Here is an 11021-nt window from a genome sequence, read left to right as displayed (position 1 = left end):
GGTGATGGGCTCAGGCGGGGATCAGGATGGTCTTGCCGGCCAGCCGTCCGGCGGCGGCCTGGTCGTGGATGGCGCGGAGGTCTGCCAGGGGGCGGCGGTCGGCGACGTCGATCCGCAGTTCGCCGGAGTCGACGCGGGTGACGAGCTCGGCGAGCTGGGTGGCGTCGCTGCGGAGGAACACCCGGACCGTACGCACCCCGCGCCCCGCGTCCTCAGGACCCGGAGTGGTGGTGCTGACGAAGGCTCCACCGTCGGTGACCAGGCCGACCAGGGAGGCGGTCTCCTCCGGTGAGGTGGTCACCAGGTTGAGCACGACGTCGAAGCGCCCGCCCGCGGCCTGGGTGACGGACGTGGCGGTGTAGTCGATGATCCGGTCGGCTCCGTACCGGCGGATCCGGTCGGCACTGCGCGCGCCCGCGGTGGCCGTGACGATGGCGCCGGCCTGCTTGGCGAGCTGGACGGCGTAGCCGCCGACAGCGCCGCCCGCTCCGTTGATCAGAATCGTCTGGCCCGGCTGAAGCCCGGCGTGGTCGAACAACGACTGCCAGGCCGTCAGTCCGGCCGCGGGCAGCGCCGCGGCATCGGCCAGGTCGCCGATACGGGGCGCGGCGTTCGTCAGGTCGCCGGTGCCGGGCGCGGAGTCGGCCAGGTCGCCGGTGCGGGGGGCGGCGGCCAGTGTGTCGGCGGGGGCGGCGACGTATTCGGCGGCCGCGCCGGGCGCGGTCATCGGCAGGAACGCCACCACCGCGTCCCCGCTCTTCCAGCCGGTCACCCCCTCGCCGACCTCGGTGATGACACCGGCCAGGTCGAAGTTCGGCACATGCGGGAAGGCCAGCGGGAACACCTGCCGCAGAAACCCGGCGCGGATCGCGACGTCCACCGGGTTGAACGAGGTGCCGGCCACCTTCACCACCACCTGCCCCGCCCCCGCCACCGGACGGTCGGCGTCCTCGTGGACCAGGACGTCGCTGTCACCGTAGGCGTGGTAACGCACTGCCTTCATGGTTCTCTCCTCCACTCAATGCTTCGAAGTTGAAGCATGGGAGAACTATAACCTGCTTCAACTTCAAAGCAACACCTCAATGGTGAGAATTCGAAACAGGTACGGTGAAGAGGTGACCGACACGCACGCCGGCGTCCAGCCGCTCGATCCCCGGCAACTCGGGGCTTACTTCGTGCTCAGAGAGGCCGTCAGCCTGCTCGAACATCAGGTGGAACAGCAGCTACGCGCCGACGGCGACATCAGCTACGTGCAGTTCCAGCTCCTCGCCAGCCTCACGAACGCGCCCGGCCCCCTGACCATGACGCAACTGGCCGACGGCGTCGTCTACAGCCGCAGCGGCCTGACCTACCAGGCCGGTCTGCTGGAGAAGGCCGGTCTCATCGCCCGCGGCCCCACTCCCGAGGACGAGCGCGCCACCCAGGTCACCATCACCGGCAAGGGCCGGGCCCTGGTCGAACGCGTCCTGCCCGGCCACGTCGAGCTCTCCCGGCGGCTGCTGTTCGATCCCCTGAGCGACGACGACGTACGCCATCTCGGCGACATCATGACCCGGGTACGCGACCACATGCGCGCCCAGCCACCCCGCTCCGCCGCGCCCCGCAAACGCCGCCCCACCTCCCCTGCCGCGACGCAGGACTGAGGTGGGGGCCGGCGTGCCGCGTCAGCGGCCCTGGTTGGCGACGGCTTCGATGGCGGACTTGGCGGCGTCCGGGTCCAGGTATCGGCCGCCGCGGACCGTGGGGTTGTAGTCCGCGTCGAGTTCGTACAGCAGGGGGATGCCCGTCGGGATGTTCAGGCCGGCGATCTCCTCGTCGCTGACGCCGTCGAGGTGCTTGACGAGGGCGCGCAGGGAGTTGCCGTGGGCGGCCACCAGGACCGTGCGGCCGGCGGCGAGGTCGGGGACGATCTCGTCGTACCAGTAGGGGAGCATACGGTCGACCACGTCCTTCAGGCACTCCGTGCGGGGCATGAGCTCCGAGGGGAGGAGGGCGTAGCGGGGGTCGCCGGCCTGGGAGTATTCGTCGTCGTCGGCGATGGGGGGCGGGGGGACGTCGTAGGAGCGGCGCCAGAGCATGAACTGCTCGTCGCCGAACTCGTCCCTGGTCTGGGCCTTGTTCTTGCCCTGCAGGGCGCCGTAGTGGCGCTCGTTGAGCCGCCAGCTGCGCTTCACCGGGAGCCAGAGCAGGTCCGCCTCGGCCAGCGCCAGCTGGGCCGTCTGGATGGCCCTGGTCAGAAGGCTGGTGTGGACGACGTCGGGGCGCAGTCCGGTTTCCTGGAGGAGCTTGCCGCCGCGGCGGGCCTCGTCCTCGCCCTTGGCCGAGAGGCTCACGTCCACCCATCCGGTGAACAGGCCCTTCGCGTTCCAGTCACTCTCGCCGTGCCTTAGCAGCACCAAAGTCGCCATGCGGCAATCCTATGGTTTGGGTGGGAGTCGAAGACCGGCCCGGTCAGGTGCATGCCGAGTCTGGAATGCGGGACAGGTCCAGGACTGTCCAGGATCTGCCGTCGCGCGACTTCCAGTACAGAAGCGGCTCCTCTGGGCTGGTGGCGCTCTGACCTCCCCTGAGCACCTGGTAAGTGGCGCTTCCCTTCGGCAGCCCACCGACCCGCCCTGATTTGCCGGTGCATCGGTCGTACAGAAGGGGTTGTGGGAGAGGATGCGCCGCCGTGTAGGACCTCTCGCTGTGATCATTCACGTCCGGGGCCGCGAACAGGCCGAAGCGATCGTTCATCAGGGGCCATCCGTCCGACGCCACGACTTCCCTGCGTCCCGTCCCGTCCCTGCGTACCACGACGACCTTGGTCAGCTCGTGAAGACGAGGCGGCAGCAGGCCGGCGCACCATTCACGCCCGCACCGCGTCCCGTCCAGATCCCGCAGGGCCGCCGGTGGCGGCGCGACCTGTGGGAGCGCCTGGGCGGGGCCTCCTCCCAGCGGCACACGATAGGCATGCTCACGTCCGCGCCAGAGGGCGTCGTCGCCGGACAGGGACAACTCATCCTCGAAGGGGACGTCTCCGTGCCCGGTCAGCCAGGTCACGAGCCTCATCGCGCCGCCCGCGCGCGGCATGGTCCACAACTCCACGTGCCGATGACCCGCGTTCCACGGTTCTGAGCGGTAGATCGCCGCGGTCCACACGATGCGGGTCCGGCTCACGGCCACGCTCTTGATCTCGAAGCAGTCATTGCACTGCGCCCACTTCGGCGCCGTGCCGAGAGCGCGTGATCGACGGGTGCGCAGGTCGTAGGAGTGGAAGGTGGGCCGCGCGTGCCGATCAGTGATCATCACGGCCTCGTTCGTGCTCGCCATGGCCACCGGCTCCATGGCCGGCCTGCCCTTGAGCCGTACGGGCAGCTTGATGAGGGCTTCGCGCCAGATGCCCGTCGCATCCTCGTACTCGGGCACGTCGGGCCGCTCCGGGAGAGGCGGCGGGCTGGGGTCCCCGACGGTGCACGAGGAAGTGAGAGATGTCAGGGTCAGAGCCGCGGCGGCGATCCCGCGTAAGCCCACGCGGTCACCGGTCCGGGTCGGCGAAGCGGGCGAAGGCCTGGAGGTTGGCCAGGGATTCGCCGCGCTTCGCGCGCCACTCCCACTCGCGCCTGATGGAGGAGGCGAAGCCCAGTTCCAGGGCCCGGTCGAACCATTCGTCCGAGTACGTCAGCACGCACCCCAGCAGCCGGTCGATCTCCGGTTCCGTGACCGCCGCCAGCGGCATCCGCCCCACCAGATAGACGTCCCCGACGGGGTCGAGCGAGAAGTGCACCCCGTACATCGCGCCGTTCTTGCCCAGCAGCCAGCGGTAGAACTCCGTGTGGTTCTCGTCGGGCTGGCGGCAGAAGAACGCCTCGATGTGCAGCACCCGCTCCCCGACGATCAGCCAGGTCATGGTGGCGAGCTTGTGCTGTCCGGGCAGTTTGACCAGGAACGCCCCCGGCCGCGGCTCGTCATAGGAGACGTCCGCGGCCTTGAGCGCTGCTTCGACGACATCGCGCATGCCGACCAGCATAGAAGGCCCGCCAGAACAAAGTACGGGTCAGAAATTCACCGGTACGGGGACCTTGTGGAGGTTCGCGAGGGCGGCGGCGTACACCTCCCGGAGGTGTGAGGCCGTGGCCTGCCAGCCGAACGCGGCGGCGTGCGCCCGCGCGCCCGACGAGAGTTCGTCGCGCCAGTGGGGTTCGGTGACGAAGCGGCGCAGTGCCTGTGCCCACGCGGCGGGGTCGTGGCCGTCGACGAGGAGGCCCGAGACCCCGTCGCGTACGGCGGTGCGCAGGCCCCCGACCGCGGCGGCGGCCACCGGGGTGCCGCAGGCCTGTGACTCCAGCGCCACCAGGCCGAACGACTCGCTGTAGGAGGGGACGACGGTGACGGAGGCGGCGCGGTACCAGTCGGCGAGTTCCTCCTGGGGGGCGGGCGGCACGAGGCGGACGACGTCCGCGATGCCCAGTTCGGCGGCCAGGTCGGTCAGCAGGGAAGGGCGGGCCAGGCCGTTGCCCGACGGGCCGCCCACGCAGGCGACCACGAGGCGGGAGCGCAGGGACGGGTCGTCGATGAGCATTCTGGAGGCGGCCCGCAGCAGCACGTCCGGGGCCTTGAGCGGCTGGATGCGGCCGACGAACAGCAGCACGTGGGCGTCCTGCGGGAGACCGAGGCGGCGGCGGGCGGCGCCCTGTGAAGCGGGCTGGAAGACGGTGAGGTTGACACCCGGATTCACGACGGCGACGCGTTGGCGGGCGGCGCCGTACAGCTCGATGAGCTCGTGGGCCTCGTCCGCCGTGTTGGCGACGAGGCGGTCGGCGATCTCGACGACCTGCTGCTCCCCGAGCACGCGGGCCTTGGGCTCGGGCCTGTCGCCCTGGGCGAGCAGCAGATTCTTGACCTTGGCCATGGTGTGCATGGTGTGGACGAGGGGCACGCCCCAGCGTTCCTTGGCCAGCCAGCCGACCTGGCCGGACAGCCAGTAGTGGGAGTGGATGACGTCGTAGCGGCCCGGGTCGTACATGGCCTCCGTGCGCAGCACCTCGGACAGGAACGCGCAGAGCTGGCCGGGCAGGTCGCCGCGGTCCAGCTCCTCGTACGGACCCGCGGTGAGGTGCCGGACGAGGACCCCCGGGGCGAGTTCGGTCACGGGGGGCAGGTCGCGGGCTGTGGCCCGGGTGAAGATCTCCACTTCCACACCGAGTTGGGCCAGCCGCTTGGCGGACTCGACGATGTACACATTCATGCCGCCGGCGTCGCCCGTACCGGGCTGGTCCAGTGGCGATGTGTGCATGCTGATGGTCGCGACCCGGTTGACCCGTCGTCGCCTCACTCGACACCACCTCCAAGCGGTTTACAACCATCGTGAATTTTTTGACATTCCCGACAGACGGTCACAACTGGGGTACAAGACGGCGTCTCTAGGATGGGGGCCATGCGGAAAACGGCTGTGGTGACGGGTGCGAGCAGTGGCATCGGTGAGGCGACCGCGCGTCGGCTCGCCGCCGAGGGGTACGAGGTCGTGGCGGGCGCGCGACGCAGGGACCGGCTGGACAAGCTGGCCGCGGAGACGCCCTCGATCAGGCCGGCGACGTTGGATGTGACCTCACAGGAGTCGGTGCGGGCGCTGGCCGCCTCACTGGAGCGCTGCGACGTGCTGGTCAACAACGCCGGAGGCGCGTACGGTCTGGATTCGGTGGCGGACGGGCAGCTGGATGACTGGCAGCGGATGTACGACGTGAATGTGCTCGGTTCTCTTCGGATGACCCAGGCATTGCTCCCCAAACTCGTCGAGTCGGGCGACGGTGTGCTGGTGATGCTCACCTCGACGGCCGGTCTGGGCGCGTACGAGGGTGGTGGCGGCTATGTGGCGGCCAAGCACGCCCAGCGCTCGATGGCCGAGACGCTGCGCCTCGAACTGGTCGGGCAGCCGGTGCGGATCGTGGAGATCGCGCCCGGCATGGTGCAGAGCGAGGGCTTCGCGCTGACCCGGTTCGGGGGCGACGAGGCGGCCGCGGCCCGCGTGTACGAGGGCGTGCCTGGCCCCCTGACCTCCGACGACGTGGCCGACGCGATCGCCTGGTGCGTGACCAGGCCCGCCCACGTGAACGTCGACCGCATGGTCATCCGCCCCCGCGCCCAGGCCGCCCAGCACAAGGTGCACCGCGTCCGTGACTGAGCCGGCCGGGAGCGTGCGTGACTGAGCCGGCCTGGAGCGTCCATGGCTGAGCCGGCCGGGAGCGTCAGTGGCTAAGCCGGTCGGGGCGGTCACGCGGGGGACGACCGGGCACAACCGGCTGCGGCGCTGCGACCGCTGGATCGCCGCCGTGCACGGCCCGCTGCTGCGCTCGGCCGTTCGGCCGCTCGTGGTGGACCTCGGCTACGGCGCCTCCCACACCACGACGCTGGAGTTGTTCACCCGGTTGCGCCGGGTGGCCCCTGACGTGGAGGTGGTGGGGATCGAGATCGACCCGGCCAGGGTGGCGGTGGCGAAGCCGTACGAGCAGGAGGGGCTGAGCTTCCGGCTGGGCGGCTTCGAGCTGCCCGTCCCGCGCCCGCCGACGCTGGTGCGGGCCTTCAACGTGCTACGGCAGTACGGGGAGGACGACGCGTGGCGCTACTGGGACCTGCTCGCGAAGAGGCTGGCGCCCGGCGGTGTCCTGGTCGAGGGCACCTCGTCCGAGAACGGGCGGCGAGCGATCTGGGCAGGGCTTTCGCCGGACGGGCCCGAGACGATCACGTTCTCGGCCCGTTTCGACGCCTTCGAGCGCCCTTCCGACCTCGCCGACCGGTTGCCGAAGACGCTCATCCACCGGAACGTGCCGGGCGAGCGAATTCATGCGTTTCTGAGCGACTTTGACCGCGCCTGGGCGGTCAACGCACCCTACGGGGCCCATGGGCGGCGGCAGCGGTGGCTGGCCGCCGTCGACACTCTGTCCAGGTCCTGGCCGGTGCCGGGACGGCCGCCGCTGGGTGGTCCCGCGCGGTGGCGGCTCGGAGAGCTGACGCTGCCGTGGGTGGCCGTAGATCCGCGGTAAATGGTCTATTTCGCACACGTGATCTCCGGTATATGGTCACGGTGCGATCTAACTCGTTCAAGTTCGGTCGCAAGCTGTCGGGGGGAGTCAGAACCGGTCCTCGTCAAGGAGCCGAGATGAGCAGATTCTCAGGCTGGGCCAGCCGCCTCACCGCGGTGCTGGTCCTCTCGGGAGCAGTCGTCGCCTTACCCGTGCAGGAGGCGCTGGCCGCGCCCCCGCTCACCACCCCATGGACCGCCGAGGTGACGCCGGACAACGCGTTGCCTGACTATCCGCGGCCCCAGCTCGTCCGCGCGGAATGGCAGAACCTCAACGGCCTGTGGCAGTTCGCCGGGACCGGTTCCATCACCACCCCGCCGACGGGGCAGAACCTCGCGGAGCAGGTGCTGGTGCCGTACCCGATCGAATCGGGACTGTCGCGGATCCAGCGGCACGAGGACCGCATGTGGTACCGCAGGACCTTCACCGTCCCGAGCACCTGGTCGGGCCGCCGGGTGCGGCTCAACTTCGGCGCGGTCAGTTGGGAGACCCGGGTGTGGGTGAACGGCACCTCGGTCGGCACCCACACCGGCGGCTACGACCCGTTCAGCCTGGACATCACCGGAGCCCTGCGCTCCGGCTCGAACGAGCTCATCGTCGGCGTGTACGCCCCCGTGGACGCCGCGGGAGCGCCCATCGGCAAGCAGCGCCGCTCCCCCGGCGGCATCTTCTACACCGCCAGCTCCGGCATCTGGCAGACGGTGTGGATGGAGCCGGTCAACGCCGCGAGCGTCACCCGCCTGGACACCACGCCCGACGTGGCCGCCGGGCAGCTCGACCTCGTCGTGCAGGCGGCCGGGGCCTCAGGGCAGCAGGTGCGGGCCGAGGTCATGACGGGCGGGACCGTGGTCGGCACGGCGACCGGCGCGATCGGGGCGCACCTGCGCGTGCCGGTGCCGAACGCCCGGTTGTGGACACCTGACGACCCCTTCCTGTACGACCTCAGGGTCACGCTGACCGGCACCGGCGGCGGCGACGCCGTATCCGGATATTTCGGGATGAGGTCGGTGGGGAAGGCCGTCGTCGGCGGCGTGCTGCGGCCCACGCTGAACGGCCGGTTCCTCTACCAGCTCGGCACCCTTGACCAGGGCTACTGGCCCGACGGCATCTCCACCGCCCCCACCGACGCGGCCCTGCGCTTCGACCTGGAGCAGCAGAAGGCCCTCGGCTTCAACACCGTGCGCAAGCACGTCAAGATCGAGCCCGCCCGCTGGTACTACTGGGCCGACCGCCTCGGCCTGCTGGTCTGGCAGGACATGCCCTCGATGCGCACCGGCGCGAGCCCCTCCACCGCCGACCGCGCCAACTTCGAGAGCGAGTTGCGCCGCGTGGTGGACCACCTGCGCGGAATCACCTCGATCGTGCAGTGGGTCCCGTTCAACGAGGGATGGGGCGAGTACGACCCCGCGCGCATCGCCGACCTGGTCAAGAGCTGGGACCCGAGCCGCCTGGTGAACAACAACTCCGGCTCCAACTGCTGCGGCTTCGACGGCGGCAACGGCGACGTGGCCGACGACCACATCTACGTCGGCCCGGGCACCCCGCAGCGGCCCAGCGCGAGCAGGGTGGCCGTGCTCGGCGAGTTCGGCGGCCTCGGCCTGCTCAGCCCGGGGCACCAGTGGCCCGGCAACGGCTTCGCGTACGAGATGACCGCCGACACCACGGCGCTGACCAACCGCTACGTCTCGATCAACGAGCAGCTCAAGCCGCTGATCGTGAACAACGGCCTGTCCGCCTCCATCTACACCCAGCCCACGGACGTCGAGAACGAGGTCAACGGCCTATGGACGTATGACCGCCGGGTGCTCAAGGTCAACGCCGACCGCGTGCGAACCGTCAACCGCTCCGTGATCCAGTCCGCCACCGGCCTGGCGGCGGGCAGCCTCACCTCGCTCCGCGTCACCACCTCCGGACACACCGACCGATTCCTGCGCCACCAGGACAGCCTGGCCCGCACCGACGTGGTCAACGCCTCCAGCGCGGACGGCCTCAAGCTGGACGCCACGTTCTGGGTCCGCTCCGGCCTGGCCAACACCACCTGCTTCTCCTTCGAGTCCCGCAACAACCCCGGCCAGTACCTGCGCCACTCGAACTTCCGGGTGCGCAAGGACGCCCGCGACGGCTCGGCCCTGTTCGACCAGGACGCCACGTTCTGCGCCCGCGCCGCGCAGGCGGGCACCGGTGTGTCGCTGGAGTCGCTCAACCTGTCCGGCCACTTCCTGCGCCACTACAACGACGCCGTCTACGTGGCCCGCAGCGGCGGACCCAACGCCTGGGACACCGCCACGTCGTTCGCCGCCGACGTCACCTGGCTGCCCGCGACGCCGTGGTGGCGCAGTGGCGCCGACCTGACCGTGGGGGCGGCCCAGTCGCTGCGCGTGACCACGCCCGGCTTCACCGACCGGTATCTGCGGCACCAGGACTCGCTCGCCCGCACCGACGTGGTGACCGCGGCCAGTGCCGCCGTGCTCAAGGCGGACGCCACGTTCTACGTGCGGCGGGGGCTGGCGGACGGGACCTGCTACTCCTTCGAGTCGCGCGACTTCGCCGGTCACTACCTGCGCCATGCCGACTTCCGGCTGCGCAAGGACGCGCGTGACGGGACGGCGCTGTTCGACCAGGACGCCACGTTCTGCGCCCAGCCGCCCAGGTCCGGGGGCCCGGGGGTCACGCTGGCGTCGTACAACATCTCCAACCACGCCGTCCGCCACTACGCCGAGGCCGTCTACATCGCCACGCCAGGCGGCACGCACGCCTTCGACGCCTCTGCCGGTTATGACCAGGACGTGACCTGGGCCGTCGCGCCGCCCTGGGCGCCCTAACCCGGCAGCCGCGCCTCGAACACGGCGTACGCGGCAGCGTCGAACAGCACGAACCGGACGTCCTCGACGGCGGTGCCGGCCTGCCGCACCGCCTCGAGGGCGATCCTGGCCGCGTCGTCCATGGGCCAGCCGTAGATGCCGGTCGAGATCGCGGGCAAGGCCACCGACCTGGCCTTCAGCGTGTCGGCCACGCGCAGGGACTCCCGATAGCAGGAGGCCAGCGACTCGGAGCGATCCTCCGACCTGGAGTAGACAGGCCCGACCGTGTGGATGACCCAGCGGGCGGGCAGCCGACCGGCCGTCGTGGCCACCGCCTGGCCGGTCGGCAGGCCCTTGCCGTAGTGGGAGGCACGCAGTCGCCTGCACTCCGCCAGGATCTCGGGCCCGCCGCGGCGGTGGATGGCGCCGTCGACGCCTCCGCCGCCCATGAGCGAGGAGTTGGCGGCGTTGACCACGGCGTCCACCTCCTGCTCGGTGATGTCGCCCTGGACCAGCGTGACGTTCATGGCAACGAGGGTGTCAGCGGGCGGGCGTCCGCGACGAGCATGTTCACGCCCAGCGCAAGGCCGCGTACGTCCGTCAGCTCGAACCCGGCCTCCCCCAGCAACCGCGCGTACTCCGCACGCGTGCGCTCCCTGCCCGCGCCGTTGACGACCAGCATGTGCACGTCGAAGGCGACGGCCAGCGCGTCGGGGACGAGCCGCTCGATCACCAGCAGGCGGCCGTCGTCGCCGGCGGCGGCGGCGCGGCAGTTGGCCAGCACCCGCGCGGCCGCCTCGTCGTCCCAGTCGTGCAGGACCCGCGACAGCAGGTAGACGTCGCCGCCCGCGGGAACCCACTCGAAGAAGTCGCCCGCCTCGAACGTGCACCTGCCGGCCTCCCGCATCGTCGTACGGGCGCGCTCCACGGCCCCCTGGCCGTCGAACAACGTGCCGCGCAGGCCCTCGACGCGGGAGAGCACGGCGGCGCCAGCTCCTCGCAGGTCAGCCGCCGCTCGTGCAGCCGGTCGGCCACGCCGAGCTCGGCCATGGCGGCCACGGCCTGGGTGATCCAGGCGCCGGTGAGCTTGGCCAGGACGGCGCGCTGGAGCGAGTCGTCGACCACGCGGCTCCCCTCCCGTGCACGAATCGTGACACCTTGA

General features: G+C 70.7%; 11 protein-coding genes. 4 read left to right on the top strand and 7 right to left on the bottom strand.

Translation table 11 applies throughout. The annotated features are described in order from the left end of the window. Nucleotides 1–10: 10 nt before the first annotated feature. Entirely contained in the window at nucleotides 11–1003 is a 993-nt protein-coding gene (locus tag ACFPZ3_RS02195; protein ID WP_379512207.1) for an NADP-dependent oxidoreductase, read from the bottom strand. A 112-nt stretch (nucleotides 1004–1115) separates the two neighbouring features. Here ACFPZ3_RS02195 and ACFPZ3_RS02190 point away from each other — a divergent pair, with 112 nt between their 5' ends. Beyond that, nucleotides 1116–1643 carry a MarR family winged helix-turn-helix transcriptional regulator gene (locus tag ACFPZ3_RS02190; RefSeq protein ID WP_379512206.1) on the top strand — a complete coding sequence of 176 codons (528 nt, stop codon included), beginning with the start codon at nucleotides 1116–1118 and terminating at the stop codon, nucleotides 1641–1643. A gap of 21 nt (nucleotides 1644–1664) precedes the next feature. Here ACFPZ3_RS02190 and ACFPZ3_RS02185 read toward each other — a convergent pair whose 3' ends face one another. The 4 genes from ACFPZ3_RS02185 to mshA form a co-directional block, all read right to left on the bottom strand. Beyond that, entirely contained in the window at nucleotides 1665–2408 is a 744-nt protein-coding gene (locus ACFPZ3_RS02185; RefSeq protein ID WP_379512205.1) for a phosphoglyceromutase, read from the bottom strand. Between the two features lie 43 nt (nucleotides 2409–2451). Continuing rightward, nucleotides 2452–3408, bottom strand: coding sequence for a hypothetical protein (locus ACFPZ3_RS02180; protein WP_379512204.1), 957 nt, complete (start codon nucleotides 3406–3408; stop codon nucleotides 2452–2454). 109 nt (nucleotides 3409–3517) lie between these two features. After that, nucleotides 3518–3997 (bottom strand): type III secretion system chaperone family protein, encoded by a 480-nt coding sequence (locus ACFPZ3_RS02175; RefSeq protein ID WP_379512203.1) that lies wholly within the window; start codon nucleotides 3995–3997, stop codon nucleotides 3518–3520. Nucleotides 3998–4036: 39 nt separating this feature from the next. After that, a complete protein-coding gene (mshA, locus tag ACFPZ3_RS02170) occupies nucleotides 4037–5314 on the bottom strand; it encodes a D-inositol-3-phosphate glycosyltransferase (RefSeq protein WP_417629152.1) in 1278 nt (425 codons plus the stop codon). Nucleotides 5315–5416: 102 nt separating this feature from the next. Here mshA and ACFPZ3_RS02165 point away from each other — a divergent pair, with 102 nt between their 5' ends. The 3 genes from ACFPZ3_RS02165 to ACFPZ3_RS02155 all read left to right on the top strand — a co-directional run bounded on the left by ACFPZ3_RS02165 (nucleotide 5417) and on the right by ACFPZ3_RS02155 (nucleotide 9880). After that, nucleotides 5417–6160 (top strand): SDR family NAD(P)-dependent oxidoreductase, encoded by a 744-nt coding sequence (locus tag ACFPZ3_RS02165; protein ID WP_379512202.1) that lies wholly within the window; start codon nucleotides 5417–5419, stop codon nucleotides 6158–6160. A 67-nt stretch (nucleotides 6161–6227) separates the two neighbouring features. Next, nucleotides 6228–7019 (top strand): class I SAM-dependent methyltransferase, encoded by a 792-nt coding sequence (locus ACFPZ3_RS02160; RefSeq protein WP_379512201.1) that lies wholly within the window; start codon nucleotides 6228–6230, stop codon nucleotides 7017–7019. Nucleotides 7020–7135: 116 nt separating this feature from the next. Continuing rightward, entirely contained in the window at nucleotides 7136–9880 is a 2745-nt protein-coding gene (locus ACFPZ3_RS02155; RefSeq protein WP_379512200.1) for an AbfB domain-containing protein, read from the top strand. Here ACFPZ3_RS02155 and ACFPZ3_RS02150 read toward each other — a convergent pair. Beyond that, entirely contained in the window at nucleotides 9877–10386 is a 510-nt protein-coding gene (locus ACFPZ3_RS02150; protein WP_379512199.1) for an O-acetyl-ADP-ribose deacetylase, read from the bottom strand. The two genes, ACFPZ3_RS02155 and ACFPZ3_RS02150, sit on opposite strands and share 4 nt — an antisense overlap. Then, complete coding sequence (locus ACFPZ3_RS02145) at nucleotides 10383–10841, bottom strand: methyltransferase (protein ID WP_379512198.1); 459 nt, start codon at nucleotides 10839–10841, stop codon at nucleotides 10383–10385. The genes ACFPZ3_RS02150 and ACFPZ3_RS02145 overlap by 4 nt, the downstream gene beginning before the upstream one ends. Between the last annotated feature and the right edge of the window lie 180 nt (nucleotides 10842–11021).

The organism is Nonomuraea insulae (genome assembly GCF_042656245.1).
The sequence above is the reverse complement of the archived record's forward strand: the minus strand, read 5'-3'. Positions and strand labels throughout refer to the sequence as shown.

Coding starts and splice junctions, on each gene's coding strand:
- ACFPZ3_RS02150 (WP_379512199.1), bottom strand. CDS start 10,386: ATGAACGTCACGCTGGTCCAGGGCGACATCACCGAGCAGGAGGTGGAC.
- ACFPZ3_RS02155 (WP_379512200.1), top strand. CDS start 7,136: ATGAGCAGATTCTCAGGCTGGGCCAGCCGCCTCACCGCGGTGCTGGTC.
- ACFPZ3_RS02165 (WP_379512202.1), top strand. CDS start 5,417: ATGCGGAAAACGGCTGTGGTGACGGGTGCGAGCAGTGGCATCGGTGAG.
- ACFPZ3_RS02175 (WP_379512203.1), bottom strand. CDS start 3,997: ATGCGCGATGTCGTCGAAGCAGCGCTCAAGGCCGCGGACGTCTCCTAT.
- ACFPZ3_RS02195 (WP_379512207.1), bottom strand. CDS start 1,003: ATGAAGGCAGTGCGTTACCACGCCTACGGTGACAGCGACGTCCTGGTC.
- ACFPZ3_RS02185 (WP_379512205.1), bottom strand. CDS start 2,408: ATGGCGACTTTGGTGCTGCTAAGGCACGGCGAGAGTGACTGGAACGCG.